Below are 19,647 nucleotides of genomic sequence, written 5' to 3'. Positions count from 1 at the left end.
CGAATCATGGCTTCGAACAACCAGGGCGACAAACGTGGCAATCGGCAGGACAGTCCGGCCGGCAGCAAACAAAGCGCACGCGGCTTTGCATCCATGGACCCGCAGCGCCAGCGCGAAATCGCTTCCGAAGGCGGACGCGCAGCCCATCAGAAGGGCACGGCACACGAGTTCACTTCCGAAGAGGCACGCCGTGCCGGCAGCATGAGCCACAAGAACGATGGCAACCGCCAGAGCGGTTCGCGTGGCAACGCCAGCCGTACCGAGCAGCAGCCCGAGCAAGGCCAGCAGGCCAGCCAGGACTACCAGGGCAGCAAGCAGGGCGGCGACAAGTATTAAGTTTCTAAGCGGCAAGGAGGCCAGTATGGGCAGGCCTGACAAATCCAGCAAGGATACGGAGAACCAGCAAAACTTTGTGCTGGTCGATACTGAGCATCCGGAGATCGGCACCACCACGGTCCCGGAAGGCCAGGTAAGACGCGCCGACCGGCCGTTGCCGGGCAACCGGCAAAGCGCGACGGAAAGCGGCTCACGCCAGGGCGGCACCGACCTCGGCAAAGAGGGCGGGGCGCCGGGGCCGGACGCCAGTTCCGGCCTGTAAAACAAAAAAGGCGGACTCTTGCGAGTCCGCCTTTTTCTTGGCCGCTAAGCCTTAGAACTGGAAGTTCGCGGTCGCTTTCGCGTAGCGCGGCGCGCCGACCACCAGGCGGGAACCGCCGTTGTTCAGGGTGCCGATGTAGAACTTGTCGAACAGGTTATACACGTTCAGCTGCAGCGTGACGTTCTTCGACAGCTGGTAAGCCGCCATGGCGTCAACCACGCTGTACGAAGGGATCGACGGCATATTGGTCTTGGCCGCGTCGCCTTTCGGGTCCACCAGGCGCTTCTGGGTGCCCATGTGGCGCACGCCGGCAGCGAAGCTCAGCTTGTCATCCAGCTTGTAGGCCGTCCACAGGGTGGCGCTGAATTTCGGCGACCAGCGGGTGGCGGCGCCAGGACCGTTGGTGCTGTTGCCGGCGATGCCTTCCTTGACTTCGGTATCCATGGTGGCCAGGCCGGCGGTGACGCTCCAGGCCTTGGTGATCTGGCCGACGGCGCCCAGCTCCACACCTTGCACCTGGCGTTTGCCGAACTGTGCCCAGGTCTGGGTCACGGCGTCCACCAGTTGCGGGAACTCGTCCTTGTTGGTGGTGCGGTACAGGGCGGCGGTCAGCGCCAGCTGCTTCTGGATCACGTCCCACTTGGTGCCCAGTTCCACATTGGTGGTTTTCTGCGGCTTCAGCGCCGGGTTGTTGGCGTTGGCGTCAGTCTGGCCGGCCAGCGACAGGTTGGCACTGCCAGGCGGCGTCTTGGAGTTGGCGAACGACAGGTAGATGCTGCCATCGACGGTCGGCTTGTACAGCACGCCGGCCTTGAAGCTGGCCAGGCTGCCGGATTTCTCGACGCGGGTGCTGGTCGGGGTGGTGGCGCCGGTGGCGATGGTGGCCTTGTCGGTTTCGGTGGCGTAGTGCTCAACGCGCAGGCCGCCGTTCACTTGCCACTGGTCGTTCAGCTTGATGGTGTCGAACAGGTAGGCGCCGACGGTGTTGGTCTGGCCTTTGGTGAAGGCACCGTTCAGGTATGGCTTGAAGTCGACCAGCGCATCGTTCGGGTTAGGGTTGTACAGGCTGGCGTTCGGGCCCGCGGTGGAGGTGGCGACCGAACCTGGCGCACGGCCCAGGCCGACGCGGGTTGGGTTGAACTGCTCTTCGTGCAGCAGCTCCAGGCCGGTCGAAATGGTGTGCTCGACGCCGAAGGCGTTGAAGGTCGAGACAACGTTGGTGGTGTTGGCCAGCACGGTGTTTTCCTGCAGCACGCTCTGGCGGGTGCGCGAGACGGTCCAGTCGGCGTAGTTGCTGCCCTTGGCGCTGATTACGTTGACGCCGCTCAGGATGCGGTCCATCTTGGACTTGCCGTAGCGGGTGGTGTTGGTCAGGGTGGTCTTTGGCGCCAGCTCATGCTCGATCTTGGAGGTGACCATGTCGGCATCGATCTTCTCGTAGTCGCCGTTCAGGCCGTACCAGTTGTTGCGGTCGACGCGCGGCGCGTTCAGCACGGCAGCGTTGTTGCCGGAGGTGGCGATGTCGTTCCAGAAGCCCTTCACGCCCACGCTCGGGGTGCCGCCGTCCGGCACGTTGTCCTGGCGTACGTGCTGCGAGAACAGGTAGACGCGGGTCGGGGTGCCCAGGCCCCAGGCGATGGACGGGGCGATGGCGCGGCTTTCGCGGTCCAGCGCGCGGCTGCCTTTGATCGAACCGTCGGACACCATGGCGTTCAGGCGCAGGGCGCCGCTGCTGCCGAAGGCGCGCTGCACGTCGGCGGTCAGGCGCTTGACGCCGCCCTGGGTGAAGCCCAGGCTGCCGCCGAAGGAATCTTCGCGGCCAGGCAGCTTGGACACCAGGTTGATGTAGCCGGCGGCTGCGCCGCGGCCGATGTCGGCGCCGGCCGGGCCCTTCACCACTTCCACTTGTTCCAGGTTGAAAGCGTCGCGGGTTACGGCGCCCAGGTCGCGGATGCCGTCGACGAAGATCGAGGACTGGGCCGAGAAGCCGCGCATCTGGAAGGTGTCACCGGCGCTGGTGTTGCCGTTTTCACCGAGTTGCAGGGTGATACCGGGAGTGTTCTGGAGAGCGTCCATCACGGAGGCCGCCGCCTGTTCCTGCAGCAGTTCCTTCTTGATGACGGTAATGGTCTGCGGCGTGTCCAGCAGCGGCGAGGTCAGCTTTGGCGACGAGGCGCGCTCGGCCTTGTAGCCGGCGTCGGCGGCAGCTTCGACCTTGACTTCGGCCATGGTCTTTTCTTGCGCCTGGGCGGCAGCGGACAGCGGCAGGCCGATGGCGGCCATGGCCAGCAGGGATTGGTTCAGCAGGGGCTGGGAGGCCAGCGAGTGCTTACGGCTACGGATGGTCAAAATTCTCTCCAGATTGATGCGATTGATGTTTTTGTGGCTGGCTGCATCCATCTGAAAACGGTGCTGGCTGGCGATGCGGGAATGTATAAGAATGTAAATGATAACGATTCTCAATTGCATTGGCAAGCCCTCTGCATTATCATCTTGGAATTCACTTATCGAAGGAAATGTTTTGAGCACCCCGGAAACTCAGGCCAAACGCGCCGTTTGGCTCAAACTCCTGCACGAATGGCACTGGGTCAGTTCGGCCATGTGCCTGCTCGGCATGTTCCTGTTTGCGATCACCGGCATCACCCTGAACCACGCCAGCCAGATTGAGGCCAAGCCAAGCGTGGTGCGCCGGCAGGCCACCGCGCCGGCGCCGCTGCTGGGCGAATTGCAAGCCTTTGCCGAGAAGCATGACGGCGAAAAGGCGCCGCTGCCGGCGGCCGGCGAACAATGGCTGCGCGACACCTGGTCGCTCAAGGCGGGCGGGCGCGAGGCGGAATGGTCGGTCGATGAGGTGTACCTGCCGCTGCCGAAGGCCGGCGGCGATGCCTGGGTGCGCATTGGCCTGGAGGATGGCGCGGCGGAGTTCGAAAACACCGACCGCGGCTGGATCTCCTGGCTGAACGACGTGCACAAGGGCCGCAATACCGGCGCGGCCTGGAACTGGTTCATCGACATCTTCGCCGTGGCCTGCCTGGTGTTCTGCATTACCGGTTTGCTGATCCTGAAATTCCATGCGGCCAAGCGGCCGATGACCTGGCCGATGGTGGGCCTGGGTATTGTTATTCCCTGCGTTATCGCATTACTGTTTATTCACTGAGGACCTTATGAAACTTCGTTATTCGATCGCCGTCGGCTTGCCGCTGGTGAGCGTGTCCGCGATGGCGGCCGACCTGACCCTGAAATTCGACCTGCCGCAGCTGAACGTGGCGGAGTACCACCGCCCCTATGTGGCGGCCTGGCTGGAAAACGGCGAGCAGAAAGTGGTGGCCAACCTGGCCGTGCTGTATGACGTGAAGAAGAAGGACAATGCCGGCGCCAAGTGGCTGAAGGATATGCGCCAGTGGTGGCGCAAGTCCGGCCGCGATGTGGAAATGCCGATGGATGGCGTGAGCGGCGCCACGCGCGGCCCGGGCGAACACACCCTGAGCTTCCCGGTGGCCAAGGACGCGCTGAACAAGCTGCCGGCCGGTAACTATCAACTGGTGATCGAGGCGGCGCGCGAAGCGGGCGGCCGCGAGCTGGTGAAGGTGCCGGTGGCATGGCCGCCGAAATCGGCGCAATCCGTGTCCGGCAAGGGCAAGGAAGAATTGGGCGATGTGATCGTGCAAGTCAAACCATAAGGACCAACGATGAAGCTGACTAAAACCCTGATCGCGCTGGCCCTGGCCGGCGCCGCGTTCAGCGCCCAGGCGCACAAGCCATGGCTGCTGCCATCGTCCTCGCTGGTGGACCACAAGGACCCCTGGGTCACCGTCGATGCCGCCATCTCGGAAGGCCTGTTCGATATCGACCACGTGCCGCTCAAGCTGGACGGCATCACCATCACCGGCCCGGACGGCGCCAAGGTCGACATGCAGAACGCCCTGACCGGCCGCCTGCGTTCGACCTTCGACGTGAAGCTGGCCAAGCCGGGCACCTACCGCATCGCCCTGGTCAACCAGTCCGTGATGGCGAGCTGGAAGGTGAACGGTGAAGTCAAGCGCTGGCGCGGCCTGGAAGCCGAGCTGGCGGCCAATGTGCCGGCCAAGGCCGATGAGCTGACGGTCTCGCGCACGGCGAGCCGCCTGGAAACCTTTGTCAGCGCCAACAAGACCGACGACGCGGTCTTCAAGCCGACCGGCGTCGGCCTCGAACTGGTGCCGGTGACGCACCCGAACGATATGCGCGCGGGCGAGGAAGCCAAGTGGAAGTTCCTGCTGGACGGCAAACCGGCCGCCAACCAGGCCTTCAGCCTGATCCCGGGCGGCGTCAAGTACCGCGGTACGCTGGGCGAGATCCGCTACAGCACCGATGCCAAGGGCGAAGTCAGCTTCACCATCCCGGCAGCCGGCATGTACCTGGTGTCGAGCAGCTGGCCGGCCGCCGAGGCGCCGAAGCCGGGCCAGCCGCGCCAGATGCCGGCGCGCCGCGTGACCTACGCGGCGACCGTGGAAGTCCTGCCGCAGTAAGCAGTGCGCCGCGTCCTGCTGCCGTCGACCATCAGCGCCGCGCCGCCGCCGGCCGGGGCGCAGGTGCTCGATTTCGGTGGCGCCAGCATGGGCACCACCTGGTCGGCCCGCGTGGCGCTGCCCGGCCGCGCCGGTGGCGCCGCGGCCGCCGCGCCGCCGCCGCGCGCGGCGGACTTGCAGGCCGGCCTGCAGCGCGAACTGGACCAGGTGGTGGCCGAGATGAGCCACTGGGAGCCCGGCTCCGACCTGGGCCGCTTCAACCGCGCCGGCGCCTGCACCTGGCATGCGCTGCCGGACGGCTTCTTTGACGTTTTACAGTTTGCCATGGGCGTCGCGCGCGACAGCGGCGGCGCCTGCGATCCGTGCGCCGGGGCGCTGGTCAACCTGTGGGGCTTCGGCCCGACCGGGCGCCATGACCAGCCCGGTTTTGTGCCGCCCAGCGCGCGCGATGCCGCCGCCGTGCGCGCCGCCATGGCGGGCCGCGCGGTGGAACTTGACCTGCCGCGCAAGCGCGCCTTCCAGCCGGGCGGCGTGCAGCTTGACCTGTCGGCCGTGGCCAAAGGCTATGGCGTGGACTGCCTGGCGCAGTACCTGGAAAGGCAGGGCCTGCAGCATTACCTTGTCGAGGTGGGCGGCGAGCTGCGCGGCGCCGGCTTCAAGCCCGACGGCCAGCCCTGGTGGGTGGCGCTGGAGGAGCCGGCCGCCGGCGGCCAGGCGGAAATCGCGGTGGCCCTGCACGGCCTGGCGGTGGCCACCTCGGGCGACTACCGCAAGTACTTTATGCAGGACGCCACGCGGCGTCCGCACACGATTGATCCCCGCAGCGGCATGCCGATCAGCAATGACCTGGCCTCGGTGACCGTGGTGCACGAACGTGCCATGGCGGCCGATGCCTGGTCCACCGCGCTGACCGTGCTCGGCCCGCAAGAGGGCCTGGCGCTGGCCGAGCGCAAGGGCCTGGCCGCACGCTTCCTGCTGCGCGAAGGGGAGGGGCTGCGCGAAATCCTCAGCAGCCGCTTCCAGAAAATGCTTGATGAAGAATGATCCTGACGAATGACCCGCTCCGCCTCGGCCTGACGGCCGCCCTGTTTGCCGGCTACGGCGTGGTGTGCCTGCTGCCGTGGCTGCGCGCCCGGCGCGCCCGCGCCGCGGCGCGCGCAGCCCGGGCGGCCGCCGGCGATGCGCCCTGGCTGGTGGCCTACGCCAGCCAGACCGGCAGCGCCGAACTGCTGGCGCGCCAGACCAGCGAAACCCTGCGCGTGGCGGGCATCGCCAACCACCTGTGCGACTTCGACGAACTCGACGCGGCGGCCTTGCAGTCGAGCGAGCGCATCCTGTTCCTGACCTCGACCTATGGCGAGGGCGACCCGCCCGACGCCGCCGCCCGCTTTGCGCAGCGGCTGATGGCGCGCAGCGATCTTTCCCTGGCCCAGCTGCACTATGCGGTGCTGGCGCTGGGCGACAGCGCCTACAGCAGCTTTTGCGGCTTCGGCCGTGCGCTCGACGCCTGGCTGGCCGCGCGCGGCGCCCAGGCCCTGTTCCCGCGCGTGGAAGTGGACCGCAGCGCGCCGCCGGCGATTGCCGCCTGGCGCCAGCAACTGAGCCACCTGGCCGGCACCAGCGACGCGCCGGACTGGGACGCGCCTGCCTTCGACGAATGGCGCCTGGCCGCGCGGCGCCACCTGAACCCCGGCAGCAGCGGGGCGCCGATCTACCACCTGGAGCTGGAACCGGCCGCCGGCGCCGCGCTGCCGGACTGGCAGTCGGGCGACCTGGTGCAGGTGGCGGCGCCGGCCGATCCGGAGCGGCCGCGCGAGTATTCGATCGCGTCCATCCCGGCCGATGGCCGGGTGCACCTGCTGGTGCGCCTGCACCGGCATGGCGACGGCAGCCATGGCCTGGCCTCCGGCTGGCTGACCCAGCAGGCCGGCGAGGGCGCCAGCGTGCGCCTGCGCCTGCGCGAACACCGCCGCTTCCGCCTGGAGGCCAATGCCGGGCGGCCGCTGATCCTGATTGGCAACGGCAGCGGCATCGCCGGCCTGCGCGGCCACCTGAAGGCGCGCGCGGCAGCCGGCCAGGCCCGCAACTGGCTGCTGTTTGGCGAGCGCGACCCGGCGTTTGACGCCTTCTACCGCGAAGAGCTGGAAGGCTGGCAGCGCGCCGGCCTGCTGCCGCGGCTGGACCTGGCCTGGTCGCGCGGGCCGCAGGGCAAGGAATATGTGCAGGACGTGCTGCGGCGCCATGGCGAAACCCTGCGCGCCTGGGTGGCGGAAGGGGCGGCCATTTACGTGTGCGGCAGCCTGGAAGGCATGGCGGCCGGGGTCGACCGTGTCTTGGAGGAAACTCTGGGCGCCGCCGGCCTGGCCGAGCTGGCAGGGGCCGGACGCTATCGTCGGGACGTGTATTAGGAAAAATCCTAACGTTGTGTCAAAACTACAGTTGCCTATTTTTTGAGCAAATTGAATTTGGCGGTTTTCGGCAAACTGCAAACTATCTCTCGATATTTGGCTGGAATATCAATTGTGACATCAAAATGACAATTTCTCGACGCCCGTCAACATTTACTCCACGCATAATCCGCGATCGATGAGCAGCAGTACTGCGTACCGTTATTTGCTCATTGGATTGTTCTCGTAACCTAAGGAGTAATGCATGGTATTCCAAGAAAAGATCGGTGTGCGCTCTGTACGCCTGGCACTGTCTGCAATCGCCCTGGTCGCCGCTGGCGCCGCCATCGCGCAAGAAGCGCCGATGCAGCGCGTTGAGATCACCGGTTCCGCAATTAAGCGTATCAACGTCGAAGGCGCACTGCCAGTGCAGCGCCTGACCTCGGAACAGATCGCCAAGACGGGCGCGACCAGCGTCGCCGATCTGGTGCAGGCCCTGCCGGCGATGCAAGGTTTCAGCATCGCGGCAACCGCAGCCGGCTCCAACTCCGGTGGTAACGTGTCGGCTTCCATCCACAACATCGGCGAAGCCTACACCCTGGTGCTGCTGAATGGCCGCCGCATTGCGCCACAAGGTTCCGGCTCCACCATCAACCTGAACGCCATTCCGATGAGCGCGGTTGAAAACATCGAGATCCTGACCGACGGCGCTTCCGCACTGTACGGCTCCGACGCTATCGGCGGCGTCATCAACTTCATCCTGAAGAAGAATTACCAGGGCCTGAATGTCGAAGCGCACATGGCCCGCCCGGGCGAATCGAGCGCCGGCAAGAACCACAACTTCAGCCTGACCTACGGCCAGGGTGACCTGGACGAGAACGGCTACAACGTGCTGTTGTCCTACCGTCGCGACGATCACAAGCAACTGCGCGCGCTGGACCGCGACTTCGCTGATACCGCATATATCCCGTTCAGCTGGCAAGGCAAGAACTACATTTACGACCGCACCAGCGCGGCAACCATTCCGGCTAACGTGTCCGCCACCTTCAACGCCAAGGGTAGCGAACCAATCGGCTTCAATCCATACGAGAAGAAGAACGGCAAGTGCGCACCGATGAACCAGCTGGCTCTGGCCAACACCGCCCTGGTGCAGAACTGCGGCTTCGACTTCGTGCAGACCATCGAAATCGTACCGGAGAACACGCGCGACAGCCTGTTCGGTAAGGCGACCGTGAAGGTCAACGACAAGCTGAACGTCTTCGTTGAAGGTGCTTACTCGCGCCTGGACCTGACCGCACGTATCGCACCGAACACCGCGTCCGTTTCGATCGCCAAGGGCTCGCCGCTGTACAACACCTACGTGCGTCCATACCTGACCGCCGCGCAGGATGCTGACATCAAATCCGTGACCGCCAGCTATCGTACTTACGACTGGGGCACCCGCGACAGCCAGACCATCACCACCTCCAAGAACTTCGTGGTGGGTGCGGAAGGCGAACTGGGCGCATGGAACTTCGGCACCGGCTTGACCTGGTCCAAGAACGCCATCGACGAGCGCTATGTGGGTGGTTACGTGAAGAACGCCGAGTTCCGCGACATGCTGTCCAAGAATCTGTTCGACCCGTTCCTGGGTATCGGCGCGCAGTCGGATGCGACCAAGCAACTGATCTCCAACTCCGTCTACAAGGGTTCGATCCGCGATGCTTCGACCACCATGAAGGGCATCGATGCACGCGCTTCGCGCGAAGTGATGCAGCTGCCGGCTGGTGCTGCCAGTGTCGCACTGGGCGGCGACTACCGCAACTACCACTACGTGCAGACCCCACGCGCCACCGCCAGCGACATCTTTGGCTTCAGCGCATCGCCAGCCTATGACCTGGAACGCAACAACTACGGTGTGTTCGCTGAAATGATGGCGCCTGTCGTGAAGTCCCTGGAAGTGACCGCTGCAGTGCGCCGCGACACCTTCGAAGCCGTCAAGAACGCGCTGGCGAAGCGCGATATGGGCAGCAAGGAATCGTCCGGCACCTACAAAGTGTCGGCACGCTGGCAGCCAGTCCCGTCGTTCCTGGCGCGCGGCTCCTACGGTACCGGCTTCAAGGCCCCGTCCATGCTGGCCATCGGCCAGCCGCTGGTATCGGCCGGCTTCACCTCCAAGTCCTGGGCTTGCCCGCCAAACCTGAAGGCTGAGAACCCGGACTATTGCCAGGTCGGTACCCGTCAATACAACGTAGTGTCCGGTGGTAACGAAGACCTGAAGCCAGAGAAGTCGAAGCAATACACCATTGGCTTCCGTTTCGAACCGACCAACAGCTTCTCGGTGCAGGCTGACCTGTGGAACGTGAAGATGACTGATGCGGTCGACAGCGTGAGTGAGGAGCAGATCTTCACTCAGTCTGAGAAGTACCGCAACCTGTTCACCACTTTCGTGGATCCAGGTAACGGCCAGACCTACTGGGCCAAGAAGACCCAGTCGATCAACATCGGCCAGGTCGTGAACCGCGGCGTGGACTGGGAAACCACCTACCGCCACAAGTTCGCGTTCGGCAACCTGACGACCACTCTGAACGGCACTTACATGCTGAAGTCCGAGAAGCTCGAGGTGGGCACCACCCCCGACAAGTGGCTGAGCAGCATCAACTACTTCGGCGTGGATAATCAGGTAGCGTTCCGTCACATTGTCCGCCTGACCAGCACCCTGGACACCGGCGCGTTCTCGAACAGCCTGATCGCCAACTACCGCAACGGTTACACCGATGCAGAAGCAACCAGCCGCAACATCGCGACCAACGCACTGGAAACCTTCCGTATCGAAGTGCCTTCGCACCTGACCTTCGACTGGCAGGGCAAGTGGAAGTTCAACAAGCAGCTGCTGCTGCGCGCCGGCGTGAAGAACATCGCCGACCGCAACCCACCGTTCTCGCTGCGTGCATCGTCCGGCCACCAGGTTGGCTTCGACCCACGCTACGCAGACCCGATGGGCCGCACCTTCTACCTGACCGGCAACTACAGCTTCTAAGCCAGGTTCCGCCAGTAGCAAAAAGCCCCGAGCGCGCAAGCGCCGGGGCTTTTTTTATTTGCGGTAATGGGGACGAAAAAATGGGGACGTACCCCATTTTTCGCCAAGCGAAAATGGGGTACGTCCCCATTTTTTCAGGCCTGGGCCCGGATTTCCCTTTGCAGGGTGGTGACGCTGGGGTTGTCGACGAAGATGCAGCGTTTCTGGTGGCGCTTGCAGAAGTCTTTGACGCGCCAGTAGGCGCTGTGGCTGATGCAGGCGGTCTGGCAGATCACCAGGTCGGCGGCGGCCATGCTGCTTTCCAGGCGGGCGACGTTGTCTTCCAGGCCGCCGTCGTGGTGCAGGAACTCGGCGCCCGTTTCCTCGATCACGGCGCGGTAGCCGGCGATGTTGCCGGCGCGCCCGCCGACGCACAGCACGCGTTCGGCCAGCAGGCCATGCAGGGTGATGCGCTGCGCCGTGGTGCCCGCCAGGACAGCCGGCCCGCCCGTTGCGGCGGTGGCGGCTGCCTGTATGGCGGGCGATGGTTGGGCGGCGCGCGCTTCGGCGGCGGCCAGGGCGCTGCGCGCTTCGGCCAGCTGGCGTTCCAGCACGGCGCGCGCTTCGGCCGCTTCCAGGCGGGCCTGGCGGGCGGCGGCCAGGTCGGCGCGCAATTCATGCACGCGCTGTTCGGTGTCGGCCAGCTGGCGCGCCAGCCGTTCGCGCGTGGCCAGGCCGGGGATGGTGTTGTGCAGTTCTTCCAGCTGCTGGCGTTGCGACGCGATCACGCTGTCGCGCCCGACCAGCTGGGCGCGCAGCAGCATCAGGGCGGAGGCGTGCTGCTCCTGCTCGGCGTGGCGTTCGGCCTGCCAGGCGCTGCTGCGCTGCTGCTGGCGCGCCAGCTCGCGTTCGAGCGCGGCATTGGCTTGTTCCAGTTCGTGCAGGCGGTTGATGTCGGCGCGCGTGGCGGCGCCGGCCTGGTGCTGGATCATGTGCAGGTCGCGGCACATGCGTTCCTGCAGTTCCAGCGTGCAGTGCGGATGGCTGAGGCCGGCCCAGAACGGGCCCGGCACGTCGCCGCTGGCGACGGCGGCCACCCACAGCGCTTCCAGCGCAGCGCTGTCGCGCGCGCTGCGGAAGCGCTGCACCACCACGGCGTAGCGGCGTTCCAGTTCTTTCTGCACGGCTTCCGACAGCTTGTTGCGGTGGCCGCATTCGCTGACGGCGCCGACGTGCACTTCGTAGTCGTCGGCCAGCACCTTGCCGCCGACGGCCTTGGTGACGATCTTGCGCAATACGCCAAGCGGCAGGCCGACGCCGACCAGCGGGCAGTGGCAGGTGTGGGGCAGGTCCCAGATGCGGCGGCGGCGCGCCGGTTCGGCGGCCAGGCTGGCCGCGGGCTGGTGCGTGTCACACATGGCAGCCTCAGGCGGCGAGCGGGGCCGAGTCCGGACGGCGCGGGCGCCCGATCAGGCGCGCCAGGAAGCTGGCGCGTTCTTGCGGAGGACGGGCTTGTTCGACCACGGCAGCCCATTGCTCGCACAGCTGCTGGCAGGTGGCGCGCAGCACGGGCGCCAGGTCCGGCAGGGCGGACAACGCTTTCAGGTGGCGTTCGATGACGGACGCGAGCTTGACGCAGCCGCCGTCGGCGGCGGCATTGGCAGTGTAGTGCGACATCAGGTGCAGCACGGCGGACAGCATCAGTTCCGGGTGTTGCGCGGCAGCGGGCTGGGTCTGGAAGATTGGGTCGTTGCGGTCGATAGCCATGAATCACTCCAAGAGTTCGGGGTGGCTGGCTTACCGCAGGTCACGGCTGGCTGGCGATTGGGGAGGGTAAGCCTCAGGCAGTGAGGATCAGCTTGTTCAGCTGCGTGATGCGAAGACGGTAGATGCGGCCGGCGTGCTCGATTTCCACTTCGCGCTGGTCCTGCATCAGGCCGGCGGTGGTGAAGCGGCGTACCGGTTGGCTGGCTTGCGGCGCGGCGGCAGCAGGGGCGACGGCGGCGGCGGGTTTGGAAGCAGTGGCGGGCGAGGTATGCATTGTTCTTTTTCCTTAAATAAGAATGATTCGCATTTGCATTATGCGCACGCCGTGGAAGGTTGTCAAATAAATTAATCGAATAGGTAGTCACAAAAAAAGAGGCCCGCCGAAGCGGGCCAAAGCTGGGTGAGTAGTACTCTTTACAGGGTCGCCAGCAGCGGCACCGGGGCCTCTGCGGCGGCCGCCTTGGCGCGCGCCGGCAGCTTGCTGCGCGTGCGCGATGGCGGCAGGCGGCGCAGCGATTTCAGGGCGTCGACATCCTTGATGCCGATGGTGCGCTGGTCCACGCTGATCAGACCAATTTCATTGAAAGCCGACAGGGTGCGGCTCACCGTTTCCAGCGTCAGGCCGAGGTAGCTGCCAATCTCGTGGCGCGTCATGCGCAGGTTGAACAGCTTGCTCGAGTAACCCATCTGCGAAAAACGGTCCGACAGCGTGACCAGGAAGCGCGCCACGCGCGCCTCGGCGCTGAGCGCGCCCAGCATGCCGATCATGGCTTGCTCGCGCACCAGCTCGCGGCTCATCACGCCGTACATCATGTTCTCCAGTTCCACGTGGGTACGGCCCAGCGTGGTCAGTTTCTTGAACGGCAGCAGCACCAGGTCGCAGTCCGACAGCGCCACCGCCTCCGAGGAGTAAGTCTTGTTGTGGATGCCGTCCACCCCCATCAGGTCGCCCTTCATCGGGAAGGCCAGCACCTGCTCGTTGCCGAATTCGTCGATCAGCACGGTTTTCAGGAAGCCCGAGTTGACCACGTACAGCATGTCGAACGGCTGGCCGATGGTGTGCACGCGCTGCCCGGTCTTGAACTGCACGTGCTGGAACAGCAGCTCTTCCGAATCGATCGAGATCGGCGGCAGGTGCAGTAAATCGCACACTTCCTTCAGGTTGGACCACAAACGGCCTTGCCGCTGGCGGCCGGCCTCATGGGACACGGGTTGCGTCGAGAGCATGCTGTTCTCCTGGTTCCCAAACGGAATGGTTTCAGTATGCCAACGTGGTTGTGGGAAAAATATCAGCCGTTGCTGAATATGCCCGTAGGAGAGGAGTGGGGAGGGGTAGGAATTATCCTAACGTTAATATTGTCAATCACGCCTTGAAGGGCGTCAGCAGCTTGTGCGCCACAGCGTACTGGACCATTTCCGAGAGCGAAGCCATGCCCATCTTCTGCATGATGCGCGTCTTGTGCGTACTGACGGTTTTCACGCTTAAATGCAGGCCGTTGGCGATTTCGGTGATGGATTTTCCCGACACCAGTAGCGAAAACACCTCAAATTCGCGGTCCGACAGCTGTTTGTGCAACAGCGTTTCGGCCGGCTGCATGATGTTCAGCGCCAGTTGCTCGGCCACTTCGGTCGAGATGTAGGGGCGGCCCGAGGCCACTTTGCGGATGGCGCCCACCAGCTGGGTGCCGGCGCTTTCCTTGGTCAGGTAGCCCTGGGCGCCGGCGCGGATGGCGCGCACGGCATACTGCTCCTCCTCGTGCATGGTGAGGATGAGGATGGCGAGCTTGGGCGATTCGCTGCGGATCTGGCGGATCAGGTCGACGCCGCTGCGGCCCGGCATCGACAGGTCGAGCAGGAGCAGGTCGAAGCCGCCGTTGCGGATGTGGCTGAGGACTTCGAAGCCGTCGATGGCTTCGCCTACGATGTCGATGTCAGGGGCCCCGTCGAGAATGCGCTTGAGACCTTCGCGCATGATGGTGTGGTCGTCTGCAATGACAATGCGAATCATAGTTCCTCAAAACAGTTAACAAAACTTTGCTCCCCGCGCCGGCTCGGCCGGCGCGGGTGGTAGCGCCGGGCCGGTCAGGCCGGGCGCGGGTCCTTGATCAAGCGGTGCACCAGCACCGGGATCTTGGCATGCGACAGCACCTTGTTGGTCACGCTGCCCAGCAGCAGCTGGCCCCAGCCGCTGCGCCCGTGCGAACCGATGAAGATCAGGTCGCAGCCGCACTGGTTGGCGACGTCGACGATCTTCAGCGCCGCGCTTTCGGCAAAGGCCGTCATGCCTTCGGCGCGCACGCCCTTGCGGGCGCAGGACTCGAGGATGGACTGCACATGCTCGTTGCCGGCGCGCTGCATCGCCGCCCGGTACTCCTCCTCGCTGGGATAGCTGGGCGGGATGATCTCGACGTAGATCGGGTACTGGTACTCGGGCGCCACGAACAGGGCCAGCACTTCGGCGCCGAGCTGCTGGGCGAACTCCACCCCGGCACAGGCCGTCTTGCTGGAAACGGCCGAGCCGTCCGTCGTTATCAGGATTTTCCGGTACATCTCAGCCTCCTTTAACTATTAAAAGAGTCAGGTCCTGCCTTCATTGTAGCCCCGTTTAACGGTATTGTTCTGGTGTAAAGAGTTGATAATTGTCAAGAAACTGTTGCGATGACCACGTGATTCCCGTAAAAACCCGCTATTTCAGGGGCTTGCAGCGGGTATTTCACATTGTCCGCAAATACAACAGTACACTTGGCAGACCAAGTGGCTTCGTCTAAGTGATTGAACAGAGGGGGCCGCCCCTGTTACACTCGCGTGAGTGCGGTATTTATTGCCGAGAGTCAAATTTGACAGGATTCCGGCAGCAGGAACTTTTGAAAATTAGGGAGAAGCAGGAATTATGACCGACGCCGCTGATGATTTCGACGCATTATTTGAGGAAGTATCCGCGCAACGGGCCAGTGCGCCTGCACCCGCCGCTGCCCCGGCGGCAGCTCCCGATACCAACGATTCGGACGAGCTGGAAGACCTGTTCAATGAAGTAGCCGCCGCCAGCAAGGGCCCGGCGCCTGCGGCCGGCGCCCCAGCCGCGGCCCCGGCGGCCGCAGCTGCTCCGGCCGAGGGCGGCGAGCACGCCGAAGGCGACCAGGCCGGCATGTTCGAGCGCCTGGGCGGCATCGTGCGCCTGCTGCACGATTCGCTGCGCGAACTGGGCTACGACAAGGCCCTGACCGAAGCGTCGACCCAGATCATCGATGCCCAGGACCGCCTGGAATACGTCGCCTCGCTGACCGAGCAGGCCGCCAACAAGGTGCTGAACACGCTGGACGACGGCATGCCGGCGCAGGAAGTGCTGTCGAAGCAGTCGAAGGAAATGGAAGACCGCTGGGCCGCCCTGTTTGAAGGCAAGCTCAGCATCGAAGAATTCAAAACCCTGGCCGGCGACTCGCGCGCCTTCGCCGCCAAGGTGTCGGAAGCGACCGAGGCGGAGAAAGCGCGCCTGCTGGAAATCATGATGGCGCAGGACTTCCAGGACATCACCGGCCAGCTGATCAAGAAGGTCGTGGCCATCACCAAGAAGGTCGAAACCGAGCTGGCGCAGCTGCTGAAGGACAATGCACCGGCCGATGTGCGCGAGAAGATCGCGCAGAAAGAGGTGTCCCTGATGTCGGGTCCTTCCGTGCCGTCGGAAGCCCTGAACCAGGACAGCGTCGATGACCTGCTTGCCGACCTGGGGTTCTAATGGACGATATGCTCAAGGAGTTCGTTGTCGAGGCCATGGATTTGGCCGTCAACGTCGAAGAGCACCTGCTGCGCCTCGAACGTGACCCCGACAACAAAGAAACGCTGAACGCAGTTTTCCGCTCGTTCCACACCATCAAGGGTGGCGCGGGCTTCATGAACCTGGGCGCGCTGGTGTCGGCCTGCCACCTGACCGAGAACCTGTTCGACGCGCTGCGCACCGGCGCGGCGCCGGTCACCCCGCTGTCGATCGAGGCGGCGCTGCAGGCGTCCGGCTTCGTGGCCGACCAGCTGACCGACCTGAACAACGGCACCGCGCCGGACGCGCTGGCGCCCATGCCGGCCGACCTGGAAGCGATCCTGAAGGATGCGATCGAGGGCAAGGCCAGCTCGGCGGCAGGCAAGGCCAAACCGGCGCCTGCGCCGGCCGCTGCCGCGCCGGTGGCGGCCCCGGCCGCCGCTGCGGCGGCCCCTGCGGCCGCCAGCGCGCCGTCGGCCGACGGCCTGGACTGGGAAGGCATGTACCAGGCGGTGGTGCCGCCAGGTACCTACGTGCCGCCGGCGGCCCCGGCTGCCGACCTGCGCGCCGAAGGCATCGCCGCCGCGCAGGCAGCGATTGGCGCGGCGCCCGCTGCAGCCGCGGGCGCGGCGCCGGAAGCGCGCGAACGCCCGGCCGGCGACGCCAAGCCGAGCAGCGCCCCGGCCAAGGAAGAATCGATCCGTATCGACGCCGTCAAGCTGGACGCGCTGCTGGAAGTGGCGGGCGAGTCGGTGCAGGCCGCCAACCAGGCTGCCGTGCTGCTGGAGCGCCTGCAGCAGTTCAAGTTCGAAGGCCAGGCGGCGACCCTGATGTCGGCCCTGACCGAGACCCTGGAGCGCGCGTCGCGCTACTCCACCGAGCTGCAGCGCGCCACCCTGGCCACCCGCATGCAGCCGGTCGGCCGCCTGTTCCAGAAGTTCCCGCGCCTGGTGCGCGAACTGGCGAAAGACCTGGGCAAGGAAGTCGAGCTGACCATCGAAGGTGCGGAGACCGAAGTCGACCGCGTGGTGGTGGACAGCCTGTACGACCCGCTGGTGCACATGCTGCGCAATGCGCTGGACCACGGGGTCGAGTCGCCGGAAGCGCGCATGGCCATCGGCAAGCCGCCGAAAGCCTACATCTCCCTGAAAGCGTGGCAGGAGGCCAACTCCGTCATGATCGTGCTGCAGGACGACGGCAAGGGCATGGATCCGGTCGCGCTGAAGCGCAAGGCCGGTGAAAAAGGCCTGATCTCGCCGACCGCCAATCTGACCGACGACGAGTGCTACCAGCTGGTGTTCCTGCCGGGCTTCTCGACCAAGGAAGTGGCGTCCTCCGTGTCCGGCCGCGGCGTCGGCATGGACGTGGTGAAGACCGCCGTCGAGAAGAACCGCGGCGCCATCCACATCGAATCGCAGCTGGGCAAGGGCACCAAGTTCGCCATCCGCCTGCCGATCGAACTGTCGATCGTGCCGACCATGCTGGTGTCCACCTCGGGCGCGCTGCTGGCGCTGCCGATGGCGGTGGTCGAGCGCGTGGTGGAACTGCCGGAAGTGTTCATGGAAGTGGGCGGCGCGCCGGTCCTGAAAGACCAGGGCCGTCCGCTGCCGGTGCGTTCGCTGGCCGATGCGCTGGGCTACGAGCAGTGCTCGGAGCGCGTGGGCATCGTCATCAATTCGCCGCAACCATACATCCTGGCCGTGGCCGCCGTGGACGGCACCGCCGACCTGGTGATCAAGCCGATGACCGCGCTGTCGGTGGACGGCATCACCGGTACCGCGCGTTCCGCCGAGGGCGACCTGGTCCTAGTAGTCGGCCTATCGTTCCTGATGGACGGTTGCAGGGGAAGTGTACGCATGGCGGCCTAAAGCCACCAAAGCAAAAAGTTAGACCACAAGCCTGCAGCCTCCCAAAAAGGGGCTGCAGGCTTTTTTTATTCGGCGCTGTATCGCATTTGTTAAGTTGGATTGCTCATAAGGCGAAAAACCGGCTTGCTATTGCATTGCACAAAATATGGCATAATCAATCGGATCACCTTATCAGGCAGCATCATGAAAACGCTTTACGACAAACTCTGGGAATCCCACGTAGTACGCACGGAGGAAGACGGCACCGCCCTCCTGTACATCGACCGCCACCTGGTGCACGAAGTGACAAGCCCGCAGGCCTTCGATGGGCTGCGCGCCGCCGGCCGCCAGCCGTGGCGCCTGTCGGCCAACCTGGCCGTGGCGGACCATAACGTCCCCACCACCGACCGTTCGCACGGCATCGAAGACCCGGTCTCGCGCCTGCAGGTGGAAACGCTGGACAAGAACACCAAGTCGGTCGGCATGACCTACTTCAATATGAACGACAAGCGCCAGGGCATCGTGCACGTGATCGGCCCGGAGCAGGGCGCCACCCTGCCGGGCATGACCGTGGTGTGCGGCGACTCGCACACCTCGACCCACGGCGCCTTCGGCGCGCTGGCGCACGGCATTGGCACCTCGGAAGTGGAGCACGTGCTGGCGACCCAGACCCTGCTGACCAAGAAGTCCAAGTCGATGCTGGTGCAGGTGGACGGCGTGCTGCCGGCCGGCGTGACGGCCAAGGACATCGTGCTGGCCGTGATCGGCAAGATCGGCACCGCCGGCGGCACCGGCTATGCGATCGAGTTCGCCGGCTCGGCGATCCGCGCGCTGTCGATGGAAGGCCGCATGACGGTCTGCAATATGGCGATCGAAGCGGGCGCGCGCGCCGGCATGATCGCGGTGGACGACACCACCATCAACTACGTCAAGGGCCGTCCGTTCTCTCCGGTGGGTCCGCAGTGGGAGCAGGCGGTCGCCTACTGGCGCACCCTGCACACCGATCCGGGCGCCAAGTTCGACTTCGTGGTGACGCTGGACGCGGCGCAGATCCAGCCGCAGGTGACCTGGGGCACTTCGCCCGAGCAGGTGACCTCGATCGACGGCCGCGTGCCGGACCCGGACCAGGAGAAAGACCCGGTCAAGCGCGACGCCATGGAAAAGGCCCTGGTCTACATGGACCTGACGCCGAATACCCGCATCGAGGATATCCGCATCGACAAGGTGTTCATCGGCTCCTGCACCAACTCGCGCATCGAAGACCTGCGCGCCGCCGCCGCCGTGGTGCGCGGCAAGCAGCGCGCTTCGAACGTGAAGCTGGCGCTGGTGGTGCCGGGTTCCGGCCTGGTGAAAGAGCAGGCCGAACGCGAGGGACTGGACGCGATCTTCAAGGCCGCCGGCTTTGAGTGGCGCGAACCGGGCTGCTCGATGTGCCTGGCCATGAACGCCGACCGCCTGGAGCCGGGCGAGCGCTGCGCATCCACCTCCAACCGCAATTTTGAAGGCCGTCAGGGCCAGGGCGGACGCACCCACCTGGTGTCTCCCGCCATGGCCGCGGCTGCCGGTATCGCCGGCCATTTCGTGGATGTTCGATCCATCCGCTAACTATAACTAGTAAGAGTCCAAATCATGAAAAAACTATTCGCTATCGCTATCTCCGCCATCATCCTGACCGGCTGCAACACCATTGCAGGCATCGGCAAGGACGTCCAAAGGGCCGGGCAAGTAGTAGAAAGCGCCGGCAAATAAAAGCTGGACGGCGGGCTGCGCGCACCATGGGTGCCGCCGGCC

The 19,647-nt window shown here is 64.9% G+C and carries 19 protein-coding genes; 12 read left to right on the top strand and 7 right to left on the bottom strand.

From position 1 onward, the window contains the following. The first annotated feature begins 6 nt into the window (after positions 1-6). Both ACE3TQ_RS09805 and ACE3TQ_RS09800 read left to right on the top strand, forming a co-directional pair. Entirely contained in the window at positions 7-336 is a 330-nt protein-coding gene (locus ACE3TQ_RS09805; protein ID WP_374581941.1) for a KGG domain-containing protein, read from the top strand. Between the two features lie 25 nt (positions 337-361). After that, complete coding sequence (locus tag ACE3TQ_RS09800) at positions 362-598, top strand: hypothetical protein (protein ID WP_374581940.1); 237 nt, start codon at positions 362-364, stop codon at positions 596-598. Positions 599-649: 51 nt separating this feature from the next. Here ACE3TQ_RS09800 and ACE3TQ_RS09795 read toward each other — a convergent pair whose 3' ends face one another. Continuing rightward, positions 650-2,947 carry a catecholate siderophore receptor Fiu gene (locus ACE3TQ_RS09795; protein ID WP_374581939.1) on the bottom strand — a complete coding sequence of 766 codons (2,298 nt, stop codon included), beginning with the start codon at positions 2,945-2,947 and terminating at the stop codon, positions 650-652. A gap of 172 nt (positions 2,948-3,119) precedes the next feature. Between ACE3TQ_RS09795 and ACE3TQ_RS09790 the strand changes: the two genes are divergently transcribed. From ACE3TQ_RS09790 to ACE3TQ_RS09765, 6 genes are all read left to right on the top strand, one after another. Then, positions 3,120-3,755, top strand: a complete 636-nt coding sequence (locus tag ACE3TQ_RS09790; protein WP_374581938.1) for a PepSY-associated TM helix domain-containing protein — start codon at positions 3,120-3,122, stop codon at positions 3,753-3,755. Between the two features lie 7 nt (positions 3,756-3,762). After that, the gene (locus tag ACE3TQ_RS09785; protein ID WP_374581937.1) at positions 3,763-4,278 is read left to right on the top strand and encodes a DUF2271 domain-containing protein; all 516 of its coding nucleotides are present in this window, start codon (positions 3,763-3,765) and stop codon (positions 4,276-4,278) included. Positions 4,279-4,287: 9 nt separating this feature from the next. Then, a complete protein-coding gene (locus ACE3TQ_RS09780; protein ID WP_374581936.1) occupies positions 4,288-5,106 on the top strand; it encodes a DUF4198 domain-containing protein in 819 nt (272 codons plus the stop codon). A gap of 3 nt (positions 5,107-5,109) precedes the next feature. Next, the gene (locus tag ACE3TQ_RS09775; protein WP_374581935.1) at positions 5,110-6,150 is read left to right on the top strand and encodes an FAD:protein FMN transferase; all 1,041 of its coding nucleotides are present in this window, start codon (positions 5,110-5,112) and stop codon (positions 6,148-6,150) included. Beyond that, complete coding sequence (locus tag ACE3TQ_RS09770) at positions 6,147-7,514, top strand: sulfite reductase subunit alpha (protein WP_374581933.1); 1,368 nt, start codon at positions 6,147-6,149, stop codon at positions 7,512-7,514. The genes ACE3TQ_RS09775 and ACE3TQ_RS09770 overlap by 4 nt, the downstream gene beginning before the upstream one ends. Positions 7,515-7,758: 244 nt before the next feature. Continuing rightward, positions 7,759-10,512 carry a TonB-dependent receptor gene (locus ACE3TQ_RS09765; protein WP_374581932.1) on the top strand — a complete coding sequence of 918 codons (2,754 nt, stop codon included), beginning with the start codon at positions 7,759-7,761 and terminating at the stop codon, positions 10,510-10,512. Between the two features lie 134 nt (positions 10,513-10,646). Here the strand turns inward: ACE3TQ_RS09765 and ACE3TQ_RS09760 are convergent, their stop codons facing one another. The 6 genes from ACE3TQ_RS09760 to ACE3TQ_RS09735 form a co-directional block, all read right to left on the bottom strand. Beyond that, the gene (locus ACE3TQ_RS09760) at positions 10,647-11,909 is read right to left on the bottom strand and encodes a DUF2325 domain-containing protein (protein WP_374581931.1); all 1,263 of its coding nucleotides are present in this window, start codon (positions 11,907-11,909) and stop codon (positions 10,647-10,649) included. 7 nt (positions 11,910-11,916) lie between these two features. Then, positions 11,917-12,258, bottom strand: a complete 342-nt coding sequence (locus ACE3TQ_RS09755; protein ID WP_374581930.1) for a hypothetical protein — start codon at positions 12,256-12,258, stop codon at positions 11,917-11,919. A gap of 73 nt (positions 12,259-12,331) precedes the next feature. Next, complete coding sequence (gene hemP, locus ACE3TQ_RS09750; protein ID WP_374581929.1) at positions 12,332-12,532, bottom strand: hemin uptake protein HemP; 201 nt, start codon at positions 12,530-12,532, stop codon at positions 12,332-12,334. Between the two features lie 140 nt (positions 12,533-12,672). Next, positions 12,673-13,485 carry a Crp/Fnr family transcriptional regulator gene (locus ACE3TQ_RS09745; protein WP_374581928.1) on the bottom strand — a complete coding sequence of 271 codons (813 nt, stop codon included), beginning with the start codon at positions 13,483-13,485 and terminating at the stop codon, positions 12,673-12,675. 136 nt (positions 13,486-13,621) lie between these two features. Then, positions 13,622-14,266 (bottom strand): response regulator, encoded by a 645-nt coding sequence (locus ACE3TQ_RS09740; RefSeq protein ID WP_374581927.1) that lies wholly within the window; start codon positions 14,264-14,266, stop codon positions 13,622-13,624. A 74-nt stretch (positions 14,267-14,340) separates the two neighbouring features. Further along, positions 14,341-14,808, bottom strand: a complete 468-nt coding sequence (locus tag ACE3TQ_RS09735; protein ID WP_374581926.1) for a universal stress protein — start codon at positions 14,806-14,808, stop codon at positions 14,341-14,343. Between the two features lie 340 nt (positions 14,809-15,148). Here ACE3TQ_RS09735 and ACE3TQ_RS09730 point away from each other — a divergent pair, with 340 nt between their 5' ends. From ACE3TQ_RS09730 to ACE3TQ_RS09715, 4 genes are all read left to right on the top strand, one after another. Continuing rightward, positions 15,149-15,991: a protein phosphatase CheZ gene (locus tag ACE3TQ_RS09730; RefSeq protein WP_374581925.1), complete on the top strand. Its 843-nt coding sequence runs from the start codon at positions 15,149-15,151 to the stop codon at positions 15,989-15,991. After that, positions 15,991-17,877: a chemotaxis protein CheA gene (locus tag ACE3TQ_RS09725; protein WP_374581924.1), complete on the top strand. Its 1,887-nt coding sequence runs from the start codon at positions 15,991-15,993 to the stop codon at positions 17,875-17,877. The genes ACE3TQ_RS09730 and ACE3TQ_RS09725 overlap by 1 nt, the downstream gene beginning before the upstream one ends. Before the next feature lie 180 nt (positions 17,878-18,057). Beyond that, on the top strand, positions 18,058-19,461 hold the full coding sequence (gene leuC, locus ACE3TQ_RS09720) for a 3-isopropylmalate dehydratase large subunit (RefSeq protein ID WP_374581964.1): 1,404 nt from the start codon (positions 18,058-18,060) through the stop codon (positions 19,459-19,461). A gap of 24 nt (positions 19,462-19,485) precedes the next feature. After that, complete coding sequence (locus ACE3TQ_RS09715) at positions 19,486-19,605, top strand: entericidin A/B family lipoprotein (RefSeq protein ID WP_342119701.1); 120 nt, start codon at positions 19,486-19,488, stop codon at positions 19,603-19,605. The last annotated feature ends 42 nt before the right edge of the window (positions 19,606-19,647 follow it).

This window comes from Pseudoduganella sp. (genome assembly GCF_041914865.1).
In the GTDB taxonomy this organism is placed as follows: Bacteria; Pseudomonadota; Gammaproteobacteria; order Burkholderiales; family Burkholderiaceae_D; genus Rugamonas.
Note: the sequence above shows the minus strand (reverse complement) of the source record. Positions and strands in the feature narration are given on the sequence as shown.

Excerpts from the sequence above, each read along its gene's own strand:
- ACE3TQ_RS09805 (WP_374581941.1), top strand. The coding sequence starts at position 7 with ATGGCTTCGAACAACCAGGGCGACAAACGTGGCAATCGGCAGGACAGT.
- ACE3TQ_RS09755 (WP_374581930.1), bottom strand. The coding sequence starts at position 12,258 with ATGGCTATCGACCGCAACGACCCAATCTTCCAGACCCAGCCCGCTGCC.
- ACE3TQ_RS09740 (WP_374581927.1), bottom strand. The coding sequence starts at position 14,266 with ATGATTCGCATTGTCATTGCAGACGACCACACCATCATGCGCGAAGGT.
- ACE3TQ_RS09765 (WP_374581932.1), top strand. The coding sequence starts at position 7,759 with ATGGTATTCCAAGAAAAGATCGGTGTGCGCTCTGTACGCCTGGCACTG.
- ACE3TQ_RS09725 (WP_374581924.1), top strand. The coding sequence starts at position 15,991 with ATGGACGATATGCTCAAGGAGTTCGTTGTCGAGGCCATGGATTTGGCC.
- ACE3TQ_RS09780 (WP_374581936.1), top strand. The coding sequence starts at position 4,288 with ATGAAGCTGACTAAAACCCTGATCGCGCTGGCCCTGGCCGGCGCCGCG.
- ACE3TQ_RS09785 (WP_374581937.1), top strand. The coding sequence starts at position 3,763 with ATGAAACTTCGTTATTCGATCGCCGTCGGCTTGCCGCTGGTGAGCGTG.
- ACE3TQ_RS09800 (WP_374581940.1), top strand. The coding sequence starts at position 362 with ATGGGCAGGCCTGACAAATCCAGCAAGGATACGGAGAACCAGCAAAAC.
- ACE3TQ_RS09770 (WP_374581933.1), top strand. The coding sequence starts at position 6,147 with ATGATCCTGACGAATGACCCGCTCCGCCTCGGCCTGACGGCCGCCCTG.
- ACE3TQ_RS09745 (WP_374581928.1), bottom strand. The coding sequence starts at position 13,485 with ATGCTCTCGACGCAACCCGTGTCCCATGAGGCCGGCCGCCAGCGGCAA.
- ACE3TQ_RS09760 (WP_374581931.1), bottom strand. The coding sequence starts at position 11,909 with ATGTGTGACACGCACCAGCCCGCGGCCAGCCTGGCCGCCGAACCGGCG.
- hemP (WP_374581929.1), bottom strand. The coding sequence starts at position 12,532 with ATGCATACCTCGCCCGCCACTGCTTCCAAACCCGCCGCCGCCGTCGCC.
- ACE3TQ_RS09715 (WP_342119701.1), top strand. The coding sequence starts at position 19,486 with ATGAAAAAACTATTCGCTATCGCTATCTCCGCCATCATCCTGACCGGC.
- ACE3TQ_RS09735 (WP_374581926.1), bottom strand. The coding sequence starts at position 14,808 with ATGTACCGGAAAATCCTGATAACGACGGACGGCTCGGCCGTTTCCAGC.
- ACE3TQ_RS09730 (WP_374581925.1), top strand. The coding sequence starts at position 15,149 with ATGACCGACGCCGCTGATGATTTCGACGCATTATTTGAGGAAGTATCC.